Annotated in this window: 29 protein-coding genes and 1 tRNA gene; 2 read left to right on the forward strand and 28 right to left on the reverse strand. The window is 25.6% G+C overall.

The annotated features are described in order from the left end of the window. Positions 1–16: 16 nt before the first annotated feature. The 8 genes from kduI to BT993_RS03840 all read right to left on the reverse strand — a co-directional run bounded on the left by kduI (position 17) and on the right by BT993_RS03840 (position 7,017). Entirely contained in the window at positions 17–853 is an 837-nt protein-coding gene (kduI, locus tag BT993_RS03805) for a 5-dehydro-4-deoxy-D-glucuronate isomerase (protein WP_072593311.1), read from the reverse strand. A 20-nt stretch (positions 854–873) separates the two neighbouring features. Continuing rightward, positions 874–1,644 (reverse strand): 2-dehydro-3-deoxy-D-gluconate 5-dehydrogenase KduD, encoded by a 771-nt coding sequence (gene kduD / locus BT993_RS03810; RefSeq protein ID WP_072593312.1) that lies wholly within the window; start codon positions 1,642–1,644, stop codon positions 874–876. After that, positions 1,637–3,493, reverse strand: a complete 1,857-nt coding sequence (locus BT993_RS03815) for a polysaccharide lyase family 8 super-sandwich domain-containing protein (protein WP_072593313.1) — start codon at positions 3,491–3,493, stop codon at positions 1,637–1,639. Before BT993_RS03815 ends, kduD begins: the two co-directional genes overlap by 8 nt. 35 nt (positions 3,494–3,528) lie before the next feature. Continuing rightward, on the reverse strand, positions 3,529–4,176 hold the full coding sequence (locus BT993_RS03820) for a bifunctional 2-keto-4-hydroxyglutarate aldolase/2-keto-3-deoxy-6-phosphogluconate aldolase (RefSeq protein ID WP_072593314.1): 648 nt from the start codon (positions 4,174–4,176) through the stop codon (positions 3,529–3,531). Between the two features lie 10 nt (positions 4,177–4,186). After that, positions 4,187–5,128 carry a sugar kinase gene (locus BT993_RS03825; RefSeq protein ID WP_072593315.1) on the reverse strand — a complete coding sequence of 314 codons (942 nt, stop codon included), beginning with the start codon at positions 5,126–5,128 and terminating at the stop codon, positions 4,187–4,189. After that, positions 5,125–6,150, reverse strand: coding sequence for a LacI family DNA-binding transcriptional regulator (locus tag BT993_RS03830; protein WP_072593316.1), 1,026 nt, complete (start codon positions 6,148–6,150; stop codon positions 5,125–5,127). Before BT993_RS03830 ends, BT993_RS03825 begins: the two co-directional genes overlap by 4 nt. 184 nt (positions 6,151–6,334) lie before the next feature. Continuing rightward, positions 6,335–6,529, reverse strand: coding sequence for a helix-turn-helix transcriptional regulator (locus BT993_RS03835; RefSeq protein ID WP_072593317.1), 195 nt, complete (start codon positions 6,527–6,529; stop codon positions 6,335–6,337). Further along, positions 6,526–7,017 (reverse strand): hypothetical protein, encoded by a 492-nt coding sequence (locus tag BT993_RS03840; protein WP_072593318.1) that lies wholly within the window; start codon positions 7,015–7,017, stop codon positions 6,526–6,528. Before BT993_RS03840 ends, BT993_RS03835 begins: the two co-directional genes overlap by 4 nt. A gap of 206 nt (positions 7,018–7,223) precedes the next feature. Between BT993_RS03840 and BT993_RS03845 the strand changes: the two genes are divergently transcribed. After that, a complete protein-coding gene (locus BT993_RS03845) occupies positions 7,224–8,804 on the forward strand; it encodes a potassium/proton antiporter (RefSeq protein WP_072593319.1) in 1,581 nt (526 codons plus the stop codon). Between the two features lie 52 nt (positions 8,805–8,856). Here the strand turns inward: BT993_RS03845 and BT993_RS03850 are convergent, their stop codons facing one another. The 10 genes from BT993_RS03850 to BT993_RS03895 form a co-directional block, all read right to left on the reverse strand. Further along, positions 8,857–10,722 carry a PTS fructose transporter subunit IIABC gene (locus tag BT993_RS03850; protein ID WP_072593320.1) on the reverse strand — a complete coding sequence of 622 codons (1,866 nt, stop codon included), beginning with the start codon at positions 10,720–10,722 and terminating at the stop codon, positions 8,857–8,859. After that, positions 10,719–11,627: a 1-phosphofructokinase gene (gene pfkB, locus BT993_RS03855; protein WP_072593321.1), complete on the reverse strand. Its 909-nt coding sequence runs from the start codon at positions 11,625–11,627 to the stop codon at positions 10,719–10,721. Before pfkB ends, BT993_RS03850 begins: the two co-directional genes overlap by 4 nt. Then, a complete protein-coding gene (locus BT993_RS03860; RefSeq protein ID WP_072593322.1) occupies positions 11,624–12,334 on the reverse strand; it encodes a DeoR/GlpR family DNA-binding transcription regulator in 711 nt (236 codons plus the stop codon). The genes pfkB and BT993_RS03860 overlap by 4 nt, the downstream gene beginning before the upstream one ends. A 273-nt stretch (positions 12,335–12,607) precedes the next feature. Continuing rightward, positions 12,608–12,952, reverse strand: a complete 345-nt coding sequence (locus tag BT993_RS03865; protein WP_072593323.1) for a hypothetical protein — start codon at positions 12,950–12,952, stop codon at positions 12,608–12,610. Further along, positions 12,945–14,210: an AAA family ATPase gene (locus BT993_RS03870; RefSeq protein ID WP_072593324.1), complete on the reverse strand. Its 1,266-nt coding sequence runs from the start codon at positions 14,208–14,210 to the stop codon at positions 12,945–12,947. The genes BT993_RS03865 and BT993_RS03870 overlap by 8 nt, the downstream gene beginning before the upstream one ends. Positions 14,211–14,317: 107 nt before the next feature. Continuing rightward, positions 14,318–14,677, reverse strand: a complete 360-nt coding sequence (locus BT993_RS03875; RefSeq protein ID WP_072593325.1) for an Imm51 family immunity protein — start codon at positions 14,675–14,677, stop codon at positions 14,318–14,320. Further along, positions 14,674–15,198, reverse strand: coding sequence for an LOG family protein (locus tag BT993_RS03880; protein ID WP_072593326.1), 525 nt, complete (start codon positions 15,196–15,198; stop codon positions 14,674–14,676). Before BT993_RS03880 ends, BT993_RS03875 begins: the two co-directional genes overlap by 4 nt. Before the next feature lie 32 nt (positions 15,199–15,230). Continuing rightward, positions 15,231–15,305 (reverse strand) — tRNA-Cys (locus BT993_RS03885). A 345-nt stretch (positions 15,306–15,650) separates the two neighbouring features. Further along, on the reverse strand, positions 15,651–16,034 hold the full coding sequence (locus tag BT993_RS07485; RefSeq protein WP_244147538.1) for a hypothetical protein: 384 nt from the start codon (positions 16,032–16,034) through the stop codon (positions 15,651–15,653). Between the two features lie 32 nt (positions 16,035–16,066). Beyond that, positions 16,067–16,648: a hypothetical protein gene (locus BT993_RS03895; protein WP_072593327.1), complete on the reverse strand. Its 582-nt coding sequence runs from the start codon at positions 16,646–16,648 to the stop codon at positions 16,067–16,069. A gap of 166 nt (positions 16,649–16,814) precedes the next feature. Between BT993_RS03895 and BT993_RS03900 the strand changes: the two genes are divergently transcribed. Beyond that, a complete protein-coding gene (locus BT993_RS03900; RefSeq protein ID WP_072593328.1) occupies positions 16,815–18,575 on the forward strand; it encodes an acyltransferase family protein in 1,761 nt (586 codons plus the stop codon). A 46-nt stretch (positions 18,576–18,621) separates the two neighbouring features. On the opposite strand, the gene BT993_RS03905 is transcribed toward BT993_RS03900, so the two are convergent. The 10 genes from BT993_RS03905 to BT993_RS03950 all read right to left on the reverse strand — a co-directional run bounded on the left by BT993_RS03905 (position 18,622) and on the right by BT993_RS03950 (position 26,125). Next, positions 18,622–19,980 carry a hypothetical protein gene (locus tag BT993_RS03905; RefSeq protein WP_072593329.1) on the reverse strand — a complete coding sequence of 453 codons (1,359 nt, stop codon included), beginning with the start codon at positions 19,978–19,980 and terminating at the stop codon, positions 18,622–18,624. Positions 19,981–20,067: 87 nt separating this feature from the next. Continuing rightward, on the reverse strand, positions 20,068–21,180 hold the full coding sequence (ftsZ, locus tag BT993_RS03910) for a cell division protein FtsZ (RefSeq protein WP_158007931.1): 1,113 nt from the start codon (positions 21,178–21,180) through the stop codon (positions 20,068–20,070). 19 nt (positions 21,181–21,199) lie between these two features. Further along, positions 21,200–21,853 (reverse strand): cell division protein FtsQ/DivIB, encoded by a 654-nt coding sequence (locus tag BT993_RS03915; protein WP_072593330.1) that lies wholly within the window; start codon positions 21,851–21,853, stop codon positions 21,200–21,202. A gap of 131 nt (positions 21,854–21,984) precedes the next feature. Continuing rightward, positions 21,985–23,352, reverse strand: coding sequence for a tRNA uridine-5-carboxymethylaminomethyl(34) synthesis GTPase MnmE (mnmE, locus tag BT993_RS03920; protein ID WP_072593331.1), 1,368 nt, complete (start codon positions 23,350–23,352; stop codon positions 21,985–21,987). Positions 23,353–23,395: 43 nt separating this feature from the next. Continuing rightward, positions 23,396–24,133: a Jag family protein gene (locus BT993_RS03925; protein WP_072593332.1), complete on the reverse strand. Its 738-nt coding sequence runs from the start codon at positions 24,131–24,133 to the stop codon at positions 23,396–23,398. After that, positions 24,133–24,810: a YidC/Oxa1 family membrane protein insertase gene (locus BT993_RS03930; RefSeq protein ID WP_072593333.1), complete on the reverse strand. Its 678-nt coding sequence runs from the start codon at positions 24,808–24,810 to the stop codon at positions 24,133–24,135. The genes BT993_RS03925 and BT993_RS03930 overlap by 1 nt, the downstream gene beginning before the upstream one ends. 11 nt (positions 24,811–24,821) lie before the next feature. Further along, positions 24,822–25,031 (reverse strand): membrane protein insertion efficiency factor YidD, encoded by a 210-nt coding sequence (yidD, locus tag BT993_RS03935; protein ID WP_072593334.1) that lies wholly within the window; start codon positions 25,029–25,031, stop codon positions 24,822–24,824. Continuing rightward, positions 25,012–25,356 (reverse strand): ribonuclease P protein component, encoded by a 345-nt coding sequence (gene rnpA / locus BT993_RS03940; RefSeq protein WP_072593335.1) that lies wholly within the window; start codon positions 25,354–25,356, stop codon positions 25,012–25,014. Before rnpA ends, yidD begins: the two co-directional genes overlap by 20 nt. A 49-nt stretch (positions 25,357–25,405) precedes the next feature. Beyond that, on the reverse strand, positions 25,406–25,540 hold the full coding sequence (gene rpmH, locus BT993_RS03945; RefSeq protein ID WP_012858146.1) for a 50S ribosomal protein L34: 135 nt from the start codon (positions 25,538–25,540) through the stop codon (positions 25,406–25,408). Between the two features lie 132 nt (positions 25,541–25,672). Next, the gene (locus tag BT993_RS03950) at positions 25,673–26,125 is read right to left on the reverse strand and encodes a NanQ anomerase/TabA/YiaL family protein (protein ID WP_072593336.1); all 453 of its coding nucleotides are present in this window, start codon (positions 26,123–26,125) and stop codon (positions 25,673–25,675) included. Positions 26,126–26,130 lie beyond the last annotated feature (5 nt).

Here is a 26,130-nt window from a genome sequence, read left to right on the forward strand (position 1 = left end):
TGCCATTTATTCTCTCCTATTTTAAATCGCCCATAGGAACTACATCCATATCGGCATAATTTTGATTTTCTCCGGCCATAGACCAAATAAATGTGTAACTTCCTGTTCCTGCTCCTGCATGTATAGACCATGATGGAGAAATTGTTGCTTGTTCATTTTTCATTACTAAATGTCTAGTTTCATTAGGTTCACCTAAAAGGTGGAATACTCTAGTATTTTCTTCCATATCAAAGTAAAAATATGTTTCCATTCTTCTATCATGTGTATGTGCTGGCATAGTATTCCATATACTTCCTGTTTCAAGTATAGTCATACCCATTAATAACTGACAAGACTGACAAACTGAAGGATCAACATATTTATATATAGTTCTTTCATTAGAAGTTTCTAATGCTCCAAGTTTTACAGGATTTGCCTTATCTATATCTATTTTAACTATAGGGTATTCTTTGTGAGCTGGTGCAGAAACTATATAATATTTAGCAGGATTTTCCTTATTATCAGAAGTAAATATAAGCTCCTTATTACCCATTCCTATATATAGCCCGTCTTTTTTATTCATTTCATAAGTCATTCCATCTATTATAACTTTTCCTTTACCACCAACATTAATTAAACCTATTTCTCTTCTTTGTAAAAAGAACTCTGTTCCTAATGCCTTAACTTCTCCTAAAACAACTTCTTTATTCACTGGTTTTACTCCACCTGTAATCATTCTATCATCATGTGAATAAATTAAATTTACCATATCTTCAACAAATACTTCTTCTATTAAAAAGTTTTCTCTTAATTCCCTAGTATCATATTTTTTCATATCTCTTGGATGTACTGAATATCTAACATCTAATTTCATATTTTTTCCTCCTAAATTTATTATCTTGATAACCATGCACCATCTACTGCTAGTACATGTCCATTAATATAGTCTGATGCTTTAGATGATAAAAATACTACAGCACCCATTAAATCTTCTGTTTCTCCCCATCTACCTGCTGGTATCCTATTTAAAATTTCTTGATTTCTTTTAACATCATCTCTTATAGGTTGTGTGTTTGCTGTTTTAATATACCCTGGTGCAATTGCATTAATTTGTATATTTTTTTCTGCAAGTTCATTTGCAAATGCTCTTGTAAGTCCCATTACACCATGTTTACTTGCTGTATATGGTGGAACAAATTTTCCTCCTTGGAATGAAAGCATTGATGCTATATTAACTATTTTTCCATGACCTTGCTCTACCATAACTTTTGCTACTCTTTGAGATAAGAAGTATAGAGCATTTAAATTAATATCCATTACTGCATTCCAGTCTTCTTCACTATATTCCAAAAGTGGAGCACGTCTTATAGTTCCTGCATTATTAACAAGTATATCTATTTTCCCAAACTCATTAATAGCTTTTACTACTATTTCTTCCCTAACTTCTTTTCTAGTTAAATCTCCTTTTACAAATATTACTTTTTTCCCTAATTTATTAGCATATTCCACAACTTCACTTACATTATCATCAAAAGTAGATATCAATAAATCTGCTCCTGCTTCCATTAAAGCCTTTGAATAAGCTAATCCAAGTCCTGTATTTCCACCAGTAACTATTGCTAATTTTCCATCTAGTGAAAACATTTCAGTTAAAAATTTATTCAAATCTCAACACCTCTTTCTCTTTTGTATTTATTTCATATTTTACATTAGCGTTTGTTATAATAATACTCTCCTTATAATCCTCAACATTTAATGTTTCATTATTATCTTCAAATATTATTTCATAATAAAGATTTTCATTGGATTTATGTTCTATCCAAACTTTTACAAAATATCCAAATTCATGTTCTTTAATGTCAAAATTAAATTCATGTTCTGTAACTATATTAAATATCAAATCATTAATCAATATTTTTCTATTTTCTATTACTATTTTAGGTCTTTCTTTATATAACCTATTTTCAATGGTTGTATATATTTTTTCTTTTGTATTAATATTAGTATTTAAACAAATCATTTTATTACCAGTGTATATATATGATTTATACATTTTTAAACTTTTATTATGATTTTCAAATTCCATAAAAAACATCATTTTATTGTTTTTCTCTATAGCCTTTACTATTTTTGCATTACTCATATTAACATTTAAAGTTTGTGATGTATTTATACCATTTAAATCTTCATAAACTTCTGTAGTCCCTAGCATATATCTCATATCAACATTATTCCAATAATTAGTATATGTTATATCACTAGTATAAATGTATAACATTCCATCTCCTGTATACCAACCTTTTGTGTTCTCTCCATTAAAGCTCTCATAGTTTGAAATATTATTACTATGTCCTGCAATAGCTATAGCTTTTTTTTCATCTTTAATAAAGACCCTATTCATAGTATTACTGACTTTAATTAAAGGTTTATACTCTTCTTTTTTTCTTCCATGTATATTTTTTTTAGCTAAATTATACATAAAAGGAGATATTTCATTATCAAAATATGAATAATCCTCATATCTTAACATTTCACTTGCAACAAAATTTTTTAAATCTTCATCATCTAAACCATAAGATATTAACATTATTGAATTTAATAACATCTGTCCTATAGTCCTGTCAGATGAATTTTCCCTTGTAATCGCTCTACCATTTAACATATCAGGAAATGAACCCTTATACATAAATGGCTTATAACTATTAAGTATTATTTCCTTTAATTTATGTACACCATCAAGATATTTTAAATACTTACTATTACCTATAACATAAAGTATTTCACCTATACCTTGTAATAAGACATTTCCATATGTTCCATTGTATGCTACACTTCCATGTTGTATAAATGAACCGTCATTATAGAAACCATCTCTTTGTGTAACGGTTTCTATGCCATTTATTTTTTCTTTACATTCCCAAACTTCTGGAAGTGATTTAAGTGCAAGTTCTAATTCTTTTTCATTATTTAATAATAAGGCTCTAAAAACCGAAATTTTAACCGTATCAACTCTATTTCCACCGGTAGATATCCTAAGAGGTTTATTACTTGGATGTATAGCTACAGGATTATTACCTGAATACCTTGGATCTTTTTGAAAATATATACTAGTTTTTAAATTTTCTTCTTTTTCAAAATCAAATTCTTTTTCATTCATTAGTATAAATATGTCATTTAATAATAAAGGTATACCTATTTCCCATTGCCACCAATTCATTTTTTCTACTGATGATAGATTATAGTAAAGTTTTCTTAATATTTTTAAACTTTTAAGTATAATATTTTTAATTTTTTTATCTTTATATCTGACATTTCCCAGTTGATTATATGCTTTAGCTAGTTCTAATATACTATTATATTTTAACTTCACCTCAGCTATATTCAAATTTTCTAAACATATCAATTTTTCTATATTTTTTTCTTGTATTTCTTCTATTTGTTCTCGTTTATTTAATGGTAAATCTTTAAAATTCCCTATTAAATATTCTTTTCTTTTTAATAACATTTCATTCATGATTTTTCCTTTAGAAATAGTTAATAAATTATACCTTATTTTTTTAATGAGTCAATAACTTCTTTATATTTTTTACAAAATTTTTCTGTTTCCTCTTTTACACTCTCATATCCTCTTGTTGGTATATGCTTTGTTAAGGCACTACCTATTCCTAAAGCATAAGCTCCTACCTCTAACCACTTATCCATATTCTCTATACTTACTCCTCCTGAGGGCATCATATTTGCATGTGGCAATGGTCCTTTTGTGTTTTTTATAAATCCTGCTCCTAACATATCTCCCGGAAATAGTTTTACTAAGTCTACTCCACTTTCTAATGCTTTTACTATCTCTGTTATTGTTGCACACCCAGGTAAATATGGTACTTTATATCTATTACACACTCTTGATATATCTTTATCTAAATGAGGAGATACTATAAATCTTGCCCCTTTCATTATTGCTATCCTTGCTGTAATATCATCTAGTACTGTTCCTGCTCCTATTAATACTCCAGATATATTCTCTTTACTTAATCTCTCTATTGTATTTTCTACAAATGGTGTTGAAAAAGTTAATTCTATTATCCTTATTCCACCCTCTATAACTTTCTTTGATATTAAATAAGCATCTTCTTCATCTTTTCCTCTTATTACTGCTACTAGTTTTTCTTTTTCAATAATTTCTAACACTTTTTCTTTCATAATATTACCTCTATTTATTATTTTTAATGAATCTATCTAATTGTTCTTTATTAGGAAGTCCCTCATTATCACTCCTATATCCTACCTGTATTGCACCTATTGCATTTGCTCTTTTAAGCATTTCTTCATAAGATAGTCCATCTAATATACTTGATATTATACCAACTGCAAATCCATCTCCTGCACCTACAGTATCTACAACTTTTTCTACTTTGAAACTTGGCATAAAATAGTGTTTATCTTTAATGTAATAATGAGAACCTTTTTCTCCCTCTTTTAATACTATATTACTTATTCCCATCTTATTATATTCTCTAACTATTTCATCAATATTATGTTTTTTCAATAATATTTCAGCTTCATTTATACCAGGTAATATCAAATCAGCTTTTTTAGAAACATCATTAATTACCCTTATCATAGTTTCTTCATTTTCCCATATAGATGGTCTTAAATTAGGATCAAATGTAATATATTTCCCTTTTGCTTTAGCTTTATCCATTAAATATATTATAGCTTCTCTTAAATTATCATTTAATGCTAAAGGTATCCCAGTTATATGTATTAAATCAAATTCATCTATATTTATTTTTTCAATATCTTTTTTAGATATCTTACTTGCAGCCGAACCTTTTCTAAAGTAGTATGTTAAAGGATCTCCATTTTCTACTTTAGATTTTAATTGTAAGCCCGTCTTATTTTCATTATCTATTTCAATATATTTCATTCCTATATTTTCCTTTTTAAGAAAATCTTGTATTTTCTCACCAAAAGGATCATTACCTATTCTAGTTAAGTATTCACAAAAAAAACCAAGTCTTGTTAAACCTACACATACATTTAATTCTGCACCTGCTATGCCTGTTAAATATTTTTTAACAGAAGATAGATTTTCTCCATCTTCAGCCATAAGAAGCATCATAGCTTCTCCAACTAATAATACCTTTTTCATTTTTTACTCCTATTCCTTGTTGAACCTCTTTGTATTAATTTAGCTGATAATTCTATATATTCTATAGGTTTGTCCAAATTCTTTATTCTTTCTAGCATTACTTCTGCACACTTAACTCCACATTCATATGATTCTTGACTTATGGTTGTAACACCCTCTTTATTTACGAGTTCTGCCCAGCCCCAATCATCAAAGCTACATATCCCTATATCATCTTCTTCTATATCAAAACCTAATTTTTTAATGCTTTGTAATACCTCTAATAATACTTTTCCATTCATACAAAAGATTGATTTTCTTTTATCATTTCTTCCAAAAAATTCAAGGATTTTCTTATTTAAATTTTTGTCATCTTTTTCCTCATAAATATATGTAATATCATCTTTTATACCAAAAAATTTTTCTAGTGATTCTACATATGCACTATGTCTTAATTCCCGTATGTTATTACTCAATTCATAACTGAAAAAGGCAACTTCTTCATACCCATTATCATATATATGTTTCATAGCTTCACATGTAATATCATGATTATTTATTGTAACTGTATCTATCACATTTTTTTTATGTATACTTCTATCAGCTAATACTACAGGAATTTTTTTATCCTTAACTAAATTTATTAAATAATCATCATTACTTCCTGATGTATTAATTATTAATCCATCTATATTATATGATATTAAAGATTCTATAGCTTCTATTTCATCTTCTTCATTGTTACTTATTTCTGTAACTAAAACTCTATAACCATTTTTTTGACATATTTCAGATATACCTTTGAAAATATAGCTTGAAAACTGATTACCTATATCAGCTATCATACAGCCTATTATTTTACTTTGCTTATTTTTCAAACTTCTTGCCATTCCATTAGGAACATAATCAAGTTCTTTAATACTTCTAGCTATTTTTTCTCTAGTTTCTACTGACATAAATTCATATTTACCATTTAAGTATCTTGATATAGTTGTTTTAGATACTCCAGCATGTTTAGCAACTTCTATTATTGTTTTCTTCATAATTCGCCCTCTTTAGAAACCGTTTTCTAAACTTTTCAGTATATTATATCTCCATTTTTCTAAAAGTCAATAGTGTAAAATAAGAATGAAAATGTGATACAAAAAATGTTAATATTTTTTCATTAATTAAAAAATTAAAAGGATTAATTCCTAATTATACAGAATTAATCCTTGAAATTATTTTTTAATTTTCCCAAAATAGTTCATCTAAAGTTTTATCTAATGCTTTACATATTGAAATACATAAATTTATTGTTGGATTATAGTCCCCTTTTTCTATGGCATTTATAGTCTGTCTTGAAACATTTACAATATCTGCTAGTTGTTGTTGTGATAAATCTTTTAAAGCTCTAGCTGATTTCAATTTTAAATTTTTCATTCTTCTTCCTCTTTATATAACAGATTTTTAATAAATACAGCCCCTATAATTAAAAATAGTATTATCATTAAAATAATATAGATATATGAACCATATTTTAAAAACATCAATAAACAAAGTATTCCTAGAAAGATATTCAATAAATAGAGTATTTTCATATTAGTTTTTGGATGTATATATGAATCTTTAATTATACTAAATAATGCAACTATTGTAATCCCTATAAACATAGATAGTATACTAAACGTATATAAATCTAATGATTTTATATTAAATAATACAATTAATATTTTTTCTTGAATATATGAGTATACTACCATAAATATTACCATGCCCCAAAAACCATATCTATATCCTAAATTAACATTTATATTTTGTCTTTCATCATATTTCTTAGGTTTTAATTTTTTTGCAAGTATTGCTATAATAATAAAGCATATAAGCATAATAGCTAAAAAAACATTTTCATTTACAATATTATATTTCATAAAATCATCTCCTTTTCTTGCTTAATCCAAGTATACAATATATTTTTAATTATGTCAACTATATTTTATATTATTTTATTTATACTTTACAAAAAGATTGTTTATTTTTAATATATCCATTATAAAATATTTATGATATTAATTTTCTTTATTAAATGTGATATAATTTACAAAATATATAATAAAAATTTTAAAGAGGTGATATAGTGATTCATATTTTACTTTTTTTCTCTGTTGTACTTATTGCATGTGTATTTGTATATAAATATTTAAGTAAATTTGGTGTCCCTATGCTTCTAATTTTCATTGGGCTAGGAATCATATTTGGAGAAAATGGTATTTTTAAAATAAATTTTAGCGATTTTGAACTATCTAAAGATATTTGTTCCTTAGCACTAGTTTTTATAATCTTTTTCGGAGGATTTAATACAAAATTATCTATGGCTCGTCCAGTATTGAAAAAATCATTAATTTTATCAAGTTTAGGAGTTTTGTTTACTGCATTTTTAACTGCTACTTTTACTTATTTTGTTTTAAAATTAGAATGGAAAACAGCCCTTTTAACTGGAGCCGTTTTAAGCTCAACTGATGCAGCCTCAGTATTTTCTATACTAAAGTCATATAAGCTAAACTTAAAAGAAAATACAGCCTCATTATTGGAGATAGAAAGTGGATCTAATGACCCTTTTGCTTATGTTTTAACAATGGCATTCATATCTTCATCTAGTAGTTTAAGTCTACCTCTATTACTTTTAAAACAAATAATTTATGGTATTGCTATTGGTTTTATTGTTGCAAAATTAACAATTTTTTTACTAAAAAAGATAAAGGCTTTAGATATAGGTTTCACAATGGCATTTTTAATGGGTACAACTCTTCTAACATATGCTTTTTCTGAAACTTTGGGTGGTAATGGATATATTGCAATATACTTATTTGGTATTATAGTAGGTAATTCAAAATTTAAAGGAAAATCTGAAATAATTTCATTCTTTGATGGAATAACTAGTATTATGCAAATGGTAATTTTCTTCCTACTTGGTTTACTAGTGAGTCCAGCAATAGCACTAAAATATATAATACCATCAATTATTTTAATGTTAGCTATAACTTTTATAATAAGACCTATAGTTATAAGTTGTCTTTTAATGCCTTTAAAATCTAGTAAAGAGCAAATAATGCTTGTTTCTTGGGCTGGGCTTAGAGGAGCTGCTTCTGTTGTATTTTCAATTTTAGTCGTAGTTTCAAACAAAGAAACAGGACATTTGATATTTAATATAAGCTTCATAATAGTCTTATTATCTATAGCATTCCAAGGTTCATTAATCCCATATGTTTCTAAAAAATTAAATATGATAGATGAAACTGAAAACGTTTTAAAAACATTCAATGATTATTCAGATGAAGAAAATGTTGATTTTATTAGTTTTGAAATAGATAAATATCATAAATGGGTAGGATTAACTATAAAAAATATTGAATTTACTCCGGGAGTTCTGTTAGTTTTAATTATAAGAGATGGTGAAAATATTATTCCTGACGGAAATACTAAAATTAAAAATGGGGATAAAATGGTTTTATGTGGTTCAACTTTTGAAGATAAAAATACAAGAATAAATCTTTATGAAAAATTTATTGATAAAAATTCTTCACTTTACCATAAATATATATATGAATTAGATAAAAAAATGTTTGTTGTTATGATAAAAAGAAATGAAAAATCTATGATACCTAACGGAAATACAATTATTCAAGAAAATGATATTCTAGTTATAGTTGATAGGTGAAAATATTAAAAATGAGGGTTAAAGCTTTTTTGATAAAACCCTCTTTATATTTCTAATTTTCAGTTCCTTTTTTTAAAAATCCTAAAATTAAAGCTCCTACTATTGAACCTATAACTATTGAAATTAAGTATAAGAAGAAGTTAGAACTTAAGAACATTACAAGTATTCCACCATGAGGAGCTGGAATTTTTATGTTAAATAACATAGTTAATGCTCCTGAAATTGATGCTCCTATTATTGCTCCAGGTAAAACTCTTAAAGGATTTGCTGCTGCAAATGGTATTGCTCCCTCAGTAATGAATGAAATACCCATGATATAGTTTGAAATTCCTGCTTCTCTTTCATCTTTACTATACTTATTCTTAAATATTGTAGTTGCAAGTGCTATTGCAAGTGGTGGAACCATACCTCCAGCCATAACTGCTGCCATAGCTGATGAACCACCAGTTGAAACTGTAGCTGCTAATGTTCCAGTACCAAATACATATGCTGCCTTATTAACTGGTCCACCCATATCTACAGCCATCATACCTCCAAGTAATGCACCTAAAAGTATTCTTGAACTTGCATTCATACTTTCAAGGAAGTTAGTTATTCCAGTATTAATACCACTAACTATAGGATTTAACATAAATAACATAACAAGTCCTGTAAGTAAAACTGTTATAACCGGTGTAAATAGTATAAGGTTAATACCTTGTAATTGTTTTTTTATATTTGAAGTAATTTTAGAGTAGTATTTAGTAACATATCCTGCAAATAATCCACCAATTAATGCTCCTAAAAATCCTGAACCTCCACTTGATGCAAGAGATCCAGCTACAAGCCCTGCTGCAAGAGCTGATTTTTCACCTATACTATATGCAACATATCCTGCAAGTATAGGAACAAATAATCCAAATGCTGCTCCACCTATTTGCATAAATGTAGATGCAAGTTTAGAAGTAGATCCGAATCCTCCACCAACATTAGAATTTCCTGCTAAACTATCAAATAAGAAAGCAAGAGCTATTAATATTCCACCACTTATTACTAATGGTAACATGTATGAAACACCTGACATTAAGTGATTATACATACCTTTTTTCTCACTAGTACCTAAATTAGAATTTCCTGATTTTTCAAAATTAGCAACATTTCCTTTTCCAGCTAAAGTATCTAAAATTAGTTCTTTTGCTTTATTAATACCATCTTTTGCCCCAACCTTTATTACCTTATATCCATTAAATCTTTCCTCATTAACACTCTTATTTATAGCAAGTATTACTCCACTTGCTTTTTCTAAATCTTCTTTAGTAATTTCATTTTTTCTTCCATCTGTTCCATTAGTTTCAACCTTAATATTTACCCCTAATTCTTTAGCTGCTTTAATTAAAGCATCTTTTGCCATAAATGTATGAGCTATACCTGTAGGACATGCTGTTACTGCTACTACAAACTTGTCATTTTTATTTTCTTTATTTTCCATAATTTCTTCCTTATCTATGATATCTATAACTTCATTATAACTTGTAGCATTTACTAAAGCATTAACTTTATTAGCATCTAACATTACATCTGCAAGTTTAGTTAATATATCTATATGTAAATTCCCCTCATTTTCAGGAACAGCTATCATAAAGAATAATTTTGATTTATCTTCTTCACCCTCACTAAAATCTATTCCCTCTTTTTTTGTAGCTATAACTAATGCTGGTTTACTTACTGCACGAGATTTAGCATGTGGTGTTGCAACTCCCTCTTCAAGAGCAGTATGTGATAATGATTCTCTTGCAAATAAATCTTCAATAAATTTTTCTTGGTCATTAATTACATCTGGTTTAAATGCCTTTGCCATTTCAATTATCGCATCTTTTTTATTATCTGCACTTAAATTAAAGATAACTTGGTTTTCTCTTAATAATTCTCTTAATTTCATAATTTTACCTCCTCTATTTTGATATCTAATAATAATTTATCTATTAATTCTTTTTCCCCTATATTATATGAATAAGCTGTTGATGAGCCACAAGCTATAGCAAGCCTTAAAATATCTTCATCACTATATTTATTTACATAAGCATAAGCAAATCCTGCAACCATAGAATCTCCTGCTCCTATGGAATTAATATATTTACCACTAGGTATGTTTCCCTTATAGTATCTACCTTTTTTTACAAGTATTGCTCCTTTACTTCCCATAGAAACTAAAACATTTTCTATACCTTGCTCTATAAATTTCTGAGCATACTCATATATCATCTCATCACTATTAAGACTAACATTAAATACATCTTCAAGTTCTTTAATATTAGGTTTAATCAATATGTTGTTATAAACATTATCGCTTAATTTATCTCCCCTAGTATCAAGTATTACTTTAGCTTCTGTTTCCATAGATAAAGTTTTGTAAATATCTCTTTGTAAGCTTTCTGGAATAGATCCTGAAAGTATTAATATATCATCACATTTCAATGTTTTTATAAACTCTGCAAGCTTATCCACATCAGTTTTAGATATTTTAGGAGAAATTCCTGCGATTTCAGTTTCATTATCACCATCATTAATTATGATATTAATTCTTGTAATACCATCTATTTCTATAAAATTATTTGATATATTCATTTCATCTAAGCTTTTTTTAATAAATTCTCCAGTAAATCCTGAAATATATCCTAAAGCCATAGAATTCATACCTAAATTTTTAAGCATAATTGAAACATTTATTCCTTTTCCACCTGCTCTAAAATTTACATCTTTAGATAAATTTAATTTTCCTAATTCCGTTTTATTTAAATAAATGTCATAATCCAATGCTGGATTTAGTGTTAAAGTATAAATCATTTTTCCTCTTTCTTTTCAGTAATTAAAATAGCATCTTTAAAATTAGCAAATTTAACTCTTGAAATATTATTTAATTTAGTACTATCTGCAAGAACTATTGATTTTTGAGATTTACTAATTGCTTTTTCTTTAATTATAGCTTCCTCAATATCTGGAGTAGAAAATCCAAATTCTTCATTTACTGCATTAGTTCCCATAAATGCTAAATCAAAATTATATTGCTCTAACTGTTTCATTGCAGTTACTCCTATTATAGCTTTAGTTTTAGGTTTTACTTCTCCACCAAGCAATATAAATGAAATTTCATTTTTAATAAGTTCATTAATATGTTCTACACCATTAGTTACTACAATTACATTCATATTTTTTAAATAGGGTATAATTTCAAAAACAGTAGTCCCTGCATCTAAATATATCAGACTATTAGGCTTAATATATTTTGAAGCTTTTTTTGCAACCATTCTCTTTTTCTCAGAATATTTAACACTTCTAATATGATAATCTTCATCTAAATTAGTATTCCTATATTCTATCCCCCCTGAAATCCTATTTAATTTACCTTGGGTTTCAAGTTTTAAAACATCTCTTCTTATTGTAGCTATTGAAATATTTAATTTTTTTTCTAAATCCGTATACTTAACATAATCATTTTCTTTTACCATTTTCAAGATTAAATCAAATCTTTCTTTTTGTAAATTTTTACTCATAATCATGTCCTCCTCGGTACATTATACCTCTATATTTGATTTTGTCAATGATAAAAAATGAAAAAAATGATTTTTTTTGAAAGTTTTTCAATTTTATATTACAATAAAAAAACTGATTCTTCAAATACAACCTTTTAGAATCAGTATTAAATAGTTATTATTATATATCAAAATATTATTTTTCAAATAATTCTTTTAAAACTTCAATAAAATTAGTTTTATTTACATTTTTTATATTTTTACTAATTTTATCTATTTTAAACCTTGAACTTTCTATTTTTTATCAGATTTACAAACAACTTTGTCGATAAATACATCTTCTATAGTTTTATAAAAGAAAATATATTTATATCCTTTTGATTTACATTCTTTTTTTATTTTTTCAGTTTTACTCCTATCATTTATATCATTTTTAGAATCCACATCAAAAACAACTATTACTGTGTCTTTTCTATACTCATATGCTTCTTTTAATAAATTTCCTTTTCCATTGGATACTACATATTTAAGTTGTATTTTGGAACTATTTTTTATATGTTTATAATGATGACTTATATACTTATCAATATATTCTTTATCACATTTACCCTCAACTATAAAAGCAATTAAACTATTCATGCTCCTCACCAAATACTTCTAAAAATTCGTAGGCTTCTATATTAAAAGCCATATTTTCTATTCTACCCTCTTTATATGATTTTATAGGATTTAATGTTCCTTTTTGAACCCATTTTTGTAAGTTATTATTTGCATCTATAAAGTTAATTGAATTTTTATAATTATTCAAAACATTCAATAATCCTATATTATGTGCAGTAAATATTAATTGTCCCTTAGAAAATTCTGCAACACTTTCTATTAATTTTTCTAAATATACCTCATGTATACTTAAATCTATTTCATCAATAAAAACAATTCTACCATAAAATGGTGCTTTTATAATTCTATACATTTTAAATAAATTTTTTATTCCCATGCTTTCATAATCTAAACTTATATCATAGTCATCATATTCTATTACATAATTTAGATAATATCTATCTTCATCTTGTGAATGATGTCTATAATTTACTTTTTTTATCTTTGAAGAAAAAAGTTTTAAAAATTTAGTTATACTATCTAATTCTTTTTCAAATTCTCCCATTGAATTCTTCTCTACAGATATATCGTATGATAATTTATTGTCATTTTCTAATTTTTCTATATCTCTAATATTTTCTTTTATTTGTTCTAAATTTAAATTATTAAAATATTTATCTTCATCATGAAATGATGTTAATATATAATAATATGCAAATATTAATTTATTAATATATTCTTTTAAATCATTGTATTTATGTTTTCCATTTAAAATATAATTAAAAATTCCTATAAATGAATTAGATGATAATATATTTGACAGATATATATTGTCATCTTCAAATTCAACACCTTTTATTGTAAATACACCATTTTCTTGCACTATTTCCTTTGAAACAGTATTTTTTAAAGTTTTAACTTTTAAGTGTTCATATTTTATTTTCAATCCATCATTTTCAATAGCTATTACCATTTTATGGTTTAATATTTTTAATTTATTATTGTCATTTATATAGAATTCCATTTCTACTTCCATTTGTTTAGAAACTTTATTAATTAATTCTGCTATATTTCTTTCATTTTTAATTAAATATTTTCTATTTAAAACTACATTTTTAACTATTTCAACAGATTTTATTATGGCTGTTTTTCCAACTCCATTTTTACCAAAAATACCTTTAACTCTATAGTTATCAAAATCAGGATTAGAAATATTTTTTTTATAAAAATCAATAGAAATCGTTTTTTCAATATTTTTTACACCATTAATTGTCAAATTTAATAAATATATTTCCATATCAAGACCTCTTTTTTTATATTTTATAATTTATTACACCACAATTATCCTCATATTGCAAAACTTTTAATAAGTAATACATATTATATTACATTAAAATAGAGTGGTTATTCCCACTCTATCTCACTTGCTTTTTCTCTAATTATTGTATATATCTTTTCTTCATTTTCTAATAATTCTCTTATCATTTCCATATATTTTTTAGCTCTTGGAACATTTTCTGGTATAGTTATATAAAAGCCTACATATATTCCATCATCAAAATCATGCTGAAGATCTAATAAAAGTTCTGGTCTATATGTTTTAACATAATAGTCAAAAAAAGCTGCCCAATTTTTCCCATTCATATATGCTCTTTTATCTATAGATTCCATTTTTTCACCTATTTCATAAGGCTTATCTTCTGTTAAATACAAACAAATGTCTATAAAATCTTCATTATTAATTAATTCTAAATATTCATTCATAAGTTTTTCTCCAGTTCTTCAACACTATTATATACTTCAACTATATTTCTATCTTTTTGTGTTAAAAATCCATTTTCTACCATTTTATCTAAATACATAATAAACTCGTTATAATATCCATCTATATTTAAAATCACACATCTTGAATTACTTAATCCCAATCTAACACCAGAATAAGCTTCACTAATTTCTTCTAGTGTTCCTGGTCCACCTGGAAGTGCTATATACATATCACTTTCAAATAATATCTTTTTTCTTTCAGCCATAGTTTCAACTATAATTAATTTAGAAAGTTCATTACTTACTCTTTCTTTACTAGCTAAAAATCCAGGCATAACACCTATTACTTCTCCCCCCAAAGATAAAGATGCTTTAGCTAAAATTCCCATAAGTCCAATTTTTCCAGCACCATATACTAAAACATTTTTAGTTTTTGCTATCAATTCCCCTAATTTATTTGCTGATAAAGCAAATTCTTCATTATTTCCAACACTTGCTCCACAATAAACAGAAATTTTCATATGACCTCCAAAAAATGTAGATATAAAAAAAATGGAGGCGATAATCAGACTCGAACTGATGTAAAAGGTTTTGCAGACCTCTGCCTAAGCCCCTCGACCATATCGCCACACTAAAGTAAATATATCATAATTCAAGCATATTTGTCAAGTCGTTTTACAATACATGGTCATTGTAAAGATAAATAGACAGTACCCTTTCATACTGCCTAAAATGTATATCCTGATTCTATTCCTATTACTCCTTTAGTACCATAACCACCAAATAATGCTACGTTATATTTATCTGATATTTTAGTTCCTAATGCTACTTTAATTAATGGCATAAAACTAGGAGAAGAAAAACTATATTTAAATCTTAAACCTCCACCTAATTCTGTCCCAGCATAAATTTTAATTCCCTTATTAACTAATTGATTAACCTCTCCTACAAATGCTAAATTAATTGAACCTTGCTAAGTAATATCGGTATGATATTCTGTCATTAATGATATTTTAGGTCCAAATGTAATATCAAATTTAGGGTTAATCTGTTTTTTCCATTCAGGTAAAAATGAAACAGATTTATAAGCATAATATCCAAATTTTTTAGTTGTTGTATTATATATAGGTAATGTACTAATGCTACCCTCTACCCTATATTTTGGTCCACTTATTTTTGTATTTGTTTTATTTATTGTTTCTTTTTTTATATCTTTTTCTGTTGTTGTTTTAACTTTAGTGGATTTTACTTTTTTAGTTTCATAATCTCCTCTATTTGTAGGTTTTTGTCTATTTACTTTTGCTGAAAATGAAGTTAAACCTACAATTAATAATATTGATAATAATAATTTTTTCATTTTATATTTTAATGTCCTTTCCTTTAGTAAAATTAAAAAGTATATCCTACTTCTAATCCACCAACTAGCTCCTTATTAAGTCCAAATTCTGTATAAAGTCCCACATTATATTTCTTTATTTTAGTCCCAATTGAAAATTTCCCAAGTATTGTTGGGTGAACTAATAATTCTATATTTGAACCACCAATCATTATTTTTGAAACATGTATATCTGGTCTAACAGTTGCTAGTGTTTCTATTCCTGTATATAGCTTAATGTTATTTGTAACTGTATAATTAAAATCTACTCTAATCCCTGTACCAATACCCCAAAATATTCTTCTCTCATATTCATCGTATAGTTTATAAGAAGAAGTAAAAATACTTGTTGTAATTTTTGGTCCAAATGTAATATCAAACTTATCATTAATTTTAAGCATCCACTCAGGTGAAAATCCTAAAGATACATCTACATTTATATAATTTCCCTTAAAGTTCTTATCGTTCTCATCATGTGGGTCTGGTTTATACCCTGCACCTAAAATTCCCTCAATTCTATACCTAGGTCCTGTTAATTCAATCGGCAATGAAACTAGACCAATTAATAGTCCTGTTATTAATATTAATTTCTTCACATATTCCTCCTGATTTTATTTTTTCCCCATTAATTATACCCCCCCACACACACTATTTTGTCAATGGTAAAATAACATCATGTTTACAATTAATAATTTTAATAATATCTTGCTATCACTTCTTATTTTATGGTATAGTTATCTATATTAAATAAGGAGTTTTCAAATGAAAGAATTAAAAGGACTTAATGGATTACGTGCAGTTGCTGTAATTCTAGTTATTATTTATCATTTCTTCCCTAATATACTTTCTGGTGGATTTTTAGGAGTTGACTTATTTTTTGTATTATCAGGATACTTAATTACTTCAATATTAATAGAAAAAAATAATTTAAATATAAAAGAGTTTTATTATAAGCGGTTTAAAAGATTATTTCCAGTATCTTTTTCTATGTTACTTATTTTAACTGTAATATTAGCATTAACTAATAAAGACTGGTTAATTAAAGAAAAAATGAATATATTAAATGGTTATATATATAATTCTAATTTACATTCTGTGCTTAGTAAATCTAATTATTTTGATAATTTTTCTATAGCATCGCCCGTTAAACATTTATGGTCGCTTGCAATAGAAATGAAATTTTATATCTTATTTCCACTAATATTTCTAACTAATTTTGGGAAAAAATATATTAGACAAATACTAATAACTCTATCCGTTATATCTTTAGTTTGTATAAATATATTGTATATAAAGGACAGTAAGAATTTATCAATTATATATTATCTATTAATTACTAGAATTTATGCTTTATGTATAGGTGGAATTTTTGCTACATTTATACCTTTATCAAAACTAGCTAAAAAAAATATTCCTACTTTAACAAAAATTTTAGGATTTATACTTTTAGGAATATCAATATATACTATGACTATAATAGATGAGCAATCTATATTTCTATATAAATACCTAGGTGTATTAATTTATTCAATTATATTTGGATTTATTATACTATTTCTTTCAAATTCAAAAATACTTGGATTTTTTAACTATATAGGTAAATTATCATATAGTATATATATCTGGCATTATACTATATTTGTATTAACGACACCTTATGAGGAATATTTAAATCCAAACTTTACTAATGTAATGATTAGAATATCAGTTACATTCTTTATCTCTATTTTATCATTCCATTTTATTGAAGAACCTATAAGAAAAAATGGATTTAAAAAATATTTTGAAAATCAACTTATAGCTGTAATTACTCTTTTGTTGTCAGTATTTTCTATTCTTTCTATTTCTGGAATGGACTTAGAATTATGGAGTTATAGGCTAATTGATGAAAAGGAAGTTGGTGTTAAATCACTTGATTTAAATGTTAATAAAATAAATGTTGATATTAAAAAAGAAGTTTCTAAAGAAATTTTAGTAGAAAAGAAAAAAATAAATAAAGTGTTAATGTTAGGAGATTCACTAGGGATAAATATTGCATATGCTTGGGCAAAAGTTCTTCCAATACTTGAAGTAGATGCACAAACTGGAAGATTTCTACATGATGCTATAGAAATATCAAAAAAATATACAAAATACAATAGTCCTGATTCAAATGTTGTAATTATGCTTGGAACTAATGGACCTATAACATTAAAAGAAATAGAAAAAATCAGAAAAATATTTAATAAAGCAAATCTTTTTTTCATAAATGTTAATGTCCCTAGAAAATGGACTAAAGGTGTAAATATGACATTAAAAGAAGCAAAGGAACTCTATGAAGATATTAAAATAATAGATTGGTATTCTTTATCTAAAGATCATCCTGAATATTTTAGAAAAGACAGAGTCCATGTTAATGAAAATGGTGCTGAAGTATTAATAAAAGAGATAATGAGGGTTATGGATTCTGAATATGATATAGATGAAAATGCAAAACCTAAATTACATATAGTTCATGAATTAAGAAGCAAGGATAAAAAATAGAATAAGGTGAGTGCTGTCGTGGCTCTCACCTTATAATTTTAACTTCCTATTTTTCTTCTATTAATACCTCTAAATTACCGTCAATTCCTTTTTCTTTTAAATTTTCATAAAAATAATAATTTAATGGGTGTATTATATAATTTTCATTTTCAAATTCTTTATTAATTAATTTTTGTACTAAATCTACCTTTTCTCCTTTAATAACATATATGTATTCATTCTTTACAGATTTCACATTAATATATGTCATGTTACCAATTTTTTTAATTTCATCTTCTATTTCAAAATAATATGTCTTACGACTTGTTTCTACATCAGTCCCTTTATACTCATTTAATTCTTTAAAGCTAACATCTCTTGAAATTAAATAATTATAATAAGACTTCAAATCTTTCCTTTGATTATGTGTAAGATTTTCTAAATTATATAAAATTATAAAATTAGATTTCATTCTTCTTTCAGTTAAAGAAAAAGCATTAAAATATGGTATAAAGAATACTATTAATATGAAAAAAGCAAAAACTTTAGCATATTTTGATGTATCTATATATCTAAATAACTGTAAAATTAATATAACTAATAAAAATAGTCCAAATGTTAAAATAAAATATCTATTTTCTGTAATATCATATATTCTTATCTGTTTTATAACTATAAATATCATGTATAAAACTAAAGGTAAGGTAAATATAGGTACATATTTTTTCTTAACTACAGTATTAAGAGCTACCATAATATATCCAAGCCATAATATTAAATGTATCATAATACTTTGTTGTTTTGAAAATAACCCTAAATAAAGTATGATTATAAACGATATTAAAAATATAGAAAATATATTATTTAAAATAATATATTCAACCTTATTTCTTGATGTATAATAAAGTATAAATATGACAGTAAATATTACTATCCATAAAGATAATATAATTTTAAATTCAATATTTAATTTAAATAATTCAGATACAATCAATACTAAAAATGAATATAGTAATGTTGATAAAAATCCTAATCCTAAATGTATTACAAGATTAATAGCTATCTGGTTAAAATTCATTCCCTCTGATAATAATTTTGAAAAATAAAGAAATAGTAATATTCCAATTAATGCTACTATCATCTTTTGATTTCTTTCATTTAACATTCCATTTCCTATTAATAAATATGATGCAAATGAATACATTGATGACATTACTAATATTTTAACTTGTTTATATCTTTGATTCTCAAATACTTTATAAAATAACCCTGTAGATATTAAACCAACTACAATAAATCCTAACATATTTGTATTATTTTCAAATACATCTTTTGTAAAATTAATATATACAATCAATAATAATGACCAAATTATAGTAATAGGGTAATTCATTACTTCCTCTAATTTATATAATATTTTTTTCATAATTCTCCTTTTATTTTATAATCTATTTTTATATATGAAAAGAAAACCTTTAGTTTCCTAAAAGTTTTCTATAAAAATTGTCTTTTATTAATCATCAAATCTTGGATAAACAAATGGTTGTTCTCCTAGATTATTTTCTTCATTATTATTTTCTTCTACATCTCTTTTAACTTCAACATCAGAGTTTATTGTAGATGCAATAGATTTAACTTCTGTATCAAATCCTGTAGCAACTATAGTTACTCTTGTATCAGTTATACCATCTTCTGTCATTACACCAAGCATTACATCTATATTTGGATTTTCTGAATAAGCTATTACTTCTTCTATTATATTATGGAAATCTTCAAATGAACCATCTGGTGAGATAGTAATATTTAATAATATCTTTTTAGCCCCTTTAATATTTCTATCAAGTAATGGACTTTCAATAGCTTCTTTAACTGCTGTTAATACATCTTTACCTTGTTCTGCAATTCCAAATCCTACAACTGTTTCTCCAGCATCTTTCATTATCTGTTTAACATCAGCAAAATCTATATTAATTAATCCCTCTTTAGTTATTATTTCAGCTATACCCTTAACTGATCTATATAATACATCATTTGGAGCTAAGAACATGCTCTTAACTTTATTAATAGATGTCTTATATGTTAATAAATTATCGTTAGGTATTACTATTAAAGTGTCTACATTTTTCTTAAGTTCATTTATTCCATTTTCTGCGTTAGTTTTTCTTATAGGTCCCTCAAATTTAAAAGGAGTTGTAACTACTGCTATAGTTAATATATCTAATTCTCTAGCAATTTCAGCAACTATTGGAGATGCTCCAGTTCCTGTTCCACCACCCATACCAGCAGTAATGAAAATCATGTCTTGACCTTGAATTATTTTTTTAATTTCACTTCTCATATCATCTGCTGCTGCTCTTGCTACAGCTGGAACTCCACCTGCTCCTAAAGTACCTATAGATATTTTAATATCTGCTGCCTTTTTTTCTAAATCTTGATGGTCAGTATTTATTGCTATATATTGAACACCCTCAATATTATATTCTTTCATGTAGTCAACAGCGTTACCACCGCCACCACCTACTCCTATAATACTAATTTTAGCTCCTTGAACATTAGCATTCACTGCTTGATTTTTGTTATTATTAATATATACTTGTTGTTGATATCCATTATAATTATTCTCCATTACCATTCCTCCATTTTTATTATTTTACCACTATATCTTTAAATCTTACATCTATATACTCTAATTCATTTTCCTTAATTTCTTCAGAATACACTTTATATGCTAATTCATATTTTTTACTATTAATGTCTTTATTTGTGTATACATTAGTTCCATCAAGTAAGGTTAAAACAAACATTTCATTATTACTATATATCTCTGAAATTAGATGATACAATTTTGTATTTAAAACATTTAATAATAATTCTTTTAAATCATCAATTTTTTCTTCATTTATTTCTATTATAGGCAAATTATCATCTTTTATTTCTTTATAATATGCAAAAATATTCATTTTTTTATCTATATAGTAATATTTATGATTTTTACTTATTATTCCTATAGGAACTCTTTCTTTTACATTAATATTTATAGTATCTGGAAATTTTCTTGAAATATCTATATTATCAATTCTAACATCTTCTTCTATTTTATTTCTCATTTCTGATAAATCTAGTAAAAATAACGATTGTCCTTTTAATTTATCGAATTTAGATGAAATATCTTCTTTAACTAAATAGATATTACCTTTAACATTTACATTTTTAACTAAAAAGAAATCGCTTTCAATAAATAAAAACACAACATATACAAAAGCTATTAATAATAGTAATTTAATAATATATCCCTTCATTTTTCCTCTTTCATATTATGTATAGTTATTTAATTAATTATACAACATTATAGTTCTATTTGTCTACCCTATTTTATTAATTGAAAAGACTTTGTTATAAAATTATCAATATAATTTTATCCATGATAATCTTATTTACCAACACAAAATTTAGCAAAAATATGATCTAATACATCTTCAGATGTAATTTCTCCTGTAATCTCTGATAATGAATCAAGCCCCTCTTTTAAATCTACTGATATTAAATCTAAAGGCATACCCATATCTATAGTTTCAAATATATTTTTTATAGATTCTTTAGTTTTTTCTAAAGCTGTTTTGTGTCTAATATTTGTTAAAATTAATTTTTCTGAACTATCATCTATTTCATTGTCTGTAATAAATTCATAAATTTCATTTTCCATTTTATCCATATTTATATTATTTTGTGCTGAAATTTCAACTATATTATTTAAACCATATTTAGATATATCTAATTTTCTTTCTAAATCTATTTTATTTAATAATACTATGTATTGTTTTTTTAGTTCTAATATTTTTTCTATTACCCTAATATCTTCTTCTTCAATTTCCTTAGAACTATCTAAAACTAATAATACTAAATCAGCCATTTCTATAAATTCTAAACTTTTTTTAACTCCTATATTCTCAACTATATCATCAGTTTCTCTAATACCTGCTGTATCAACTAAAACTAAAGGTATTCCCTTGATATTTATTATTTCTTCTATAACGTCTCTTGTTGTCCCAGGAACAGATGTAACTATTGCTCTTTCTTCTTGAAGTAAAGTATTTAATAGAGTTGATTTACCTACATTAGGCTTACCTACTATTACTGTTTTAATTCCCTCTTTTATCTTTTTACCTTTATCATATGAGGAAATTAAAATATCAGCTTTTCTATAAACTTCTTCAAGTTTTCTTCTTAATTCTAATGGTAATGGATCATCTATTCCCTCTTCTGGATAATCCATAACAACATTTACATGTGCTGTAATATCTAAAAATGCTTCCTTAAATTCTTTAATTTGATCTCTCAAACTACCTTTTAATTGATCTAAAGATAAAGAAACAGATTTCTCAGTTTTACCATGTATAATATCTATTACTGCCTCTGCTTGAGATAAATCTATTCTACCATTCATAAAAGCTCTTTTTGTAAATTCCCCTATTTCTGCCATTCTAGCACCTTTTTTTAGGACTACTTCAAGTATCTTTTTAGTAGTATAGTATCCACCATGACAATTAATTTCAACAATATCTTCTGTAGTATATGAACGAGGCCCTTTCATTCTGCTTACCAATACCTCATCTACAGTCTTACCCTCATCATATATATATCCATAATTCAATTTATAGTTTCCTAAATCCTTATTTTTAGTATAGGGTATGAATATTTCATTTAATATTTCAAATGCTTTATCTCCAGAAATTCTAACTATTCCTATCCCTGATTCACCTCTTGCAGTTGATATAGCTGCTATTGTATCAAAAAACATTTATCCTCCCATACATGTTAAAAGCCCTGTTAAAGGGCTTCAACTATTTCTTATTTTTCAATTTAACTATTAAACATCTTTTTGGTTCCACACCAACACTAATAGTTTCTAATCCTGCTATCTTACTTATTTCTTCATGTATAATTTTTCTTTCTCTTGATGGCATAGGATTTAACTTAACTTTTCTTTGTGTTTTTATAACATTCTTAGCCGTTTTTTGTGCTAATTCTCTTAAAATATTTTCTCTTTTTTCTTTATAATTATTAGAATCAATAAATATTTTTACATTTTTAAATTCTTCTAATGACATTAATAAGTACTCTAAAGAAACTAAAGATATTCCTTTTTCCCCTATAATATATCTAATTTCATCACCAATTAATTCCACTTTATATATATTATCCTCAACAGTAATATCCTTAATACTAATATTTAAATTAGCTGTAGCTAAAAATTCTTTTATTACTATATTAAGTTTATCAACTTTTTTATCTTTTTCAACAACTGTTTTTACAACTTGTTTTTTAACAGGTTTTTCTTTTCTTACATTTGGTTTTTTCACCTGTTCTTTTTTCACAGGTTTATTAGTTGTTTTTTCTTTCTCCATACCTTTTTTAACTATATTAACTAAATATTTCCCATTTGTGCTGAAAAATAAGAATTTAAAAGGTTTTTTTAATTCTTTAATAACTATAGTTTCATCATCTGCTAAAGAAATCAATTCTTTAATTTTCTCTCTTAACTCTGCTTCGCTTTTTGAACGAAATATTTTCCCTGTCATTACATATCTCTCCTATTCATAACATAAACCTGTTGTAATACTGATAATAAAGTATTTACAAAGTAATAAAGATTAAGTCCTGATGGCATATTATAGAAAAGTAATAACATTAATATAGGCATTGAATACATCATAGTTTGCATACTACTTGCCGTTGGATCATTACTATTTGTTCCCATTTTAGATTGCATTAACTTTTGTTGAAGGAATGTAAATACTCCTGTTAATAATGGTAATAAATTAATTGAAAAGCTTCCTAAAGTAAATAATGCGTCTGGCTTACTTAAATTAAACCATAAAAAACTTGCATTTGATGGTAAGGCATTATTAGTAAATGCTTGATAAAGAGCTACAAATACTGGTAATTGTATAAGTACAGGTAAACATCCTCCTGCTGGATTTACTTTTTCCTCTTTATAAACTTCCATAGTTTTTTGACTTTGCATTTGTTTATCATCTTTATACTTCTCTTTTATAGCCTCTAACTTCGGCTGAATTTCTCTCATTCTTTTCATTGATTTTTCTTGTTTTAAAGTTAAAGGTAATAATAATAACCTAACTAAAAATGTTGTAACAATAATTGCTATACCATAGTTACCAACAAATCCATAAATTAAATTTAATAACTTAACTGCTATATCTACTAGCCATTTTGGTGCTAAAACAAATCCTAACATAATATTCCTTTCTATTTTAAAGCGTCATTTCCCCCTGGGTGAAAAGGATGGCATTTAAGTATTCTTTTTATAGCTAAAAATAAACCTTTTAATACTCCATATTTAATTATAGCTTGTTTAGAATACTCTGAACAAGTTGGATAAAATCTGCATACTCTTGGAGTGTGTCTTGAAATATATTTTTGGTAAAAGTTAATCATGCTAATTAATATTTTTTTCATATTTGTTCTTTCTTTTAAATATATTTTTTAAATCTTGTTCTATATCTTGGTATTTTATTTCTTTCATCTTATCTTTAAAAATACTCTTTGCTACAAGTACATATTCTTTATCTAATCTAAATAAATCTATATTTAATCTAGTTGCTTCTCTTAATAATCTTTTAGCTCTTGATCTATATACTGAATTTCCTGTTTTTTTACTCGCAACAAAACCTAATTTTTGTTTTTTTGCATTACATTCAAAAATTAGGACATACTTCCCAGATAACTTTTTACCTTTATTATATACCCTATTAAATTCTTTGTTTTTTCTCAACTTTTCCATACTTTACTCCACGTTTTTAAAAAAAACCGGTGTAATCAAATGTCACCGGTTATGCTGATAATTTAGCTCTTCCTTTTGCTCTTCTTCTCTTAAGAACGTTTCTTCCACTCTTAGTTTTCATTCTTAATCTAAATCCGTGATCCATTTTTCTTTTTCTTTTATTTGGTTGATATGTTCTTTTCATTATATTATTTTCCTTTCCTTTGTTTAAATCTCAGTGATACATTCCTTATTTTATACTAAATAAGGGAAGTTGTCAAGTCTTTTTTCTTTACAAAATGCTGCCTAAAAGTAATAAAAACTAAATAAATTTCTTTTATAATTCTACTTTAAAAATAACTTTTTTAATTTCTTTTTCTTCATCAACTTTTAATAATCCCATATGAGGCTCATTTGGGAATATAATTAAAAACTTTTTATTATCTAAATAAAACTCTGTTTTCATATTTCCTTTCATAAAAGCATAATCATTTTCTTCATCAAATTCTTTTGTTTCTACACAATCATCAAAACTTGCATACCCTATAATTTCTTCTCCCTCAATAACAACATGAATATCTATGTATCTTTTATGATATTCAACTAAATCATCTTTAGCTTTAGTCATAGGTTTTTCAGGTCTATTAAAATAAATTTTATCCCCCTCTATTATATTTCCACCAAAATCTGACTTTATATATTTACCATCAAATATGAAATCTATTGCTTTGTCTAAGTTTTTAGATAAACCTTTATACCTTTTTATATCTTTAATCTCTCCATAAATCATTTTAC

Source organism: Streptobacillus ratti (assembly GCF_001891165.1).
Classification (GTDB): domain Bacteria; phylum Fusobacteriota; class Fusobacteriia; order Fusobacteriales; family Leptotrichiaceae; genus Streptobacillus; species Streptobacillus ratti.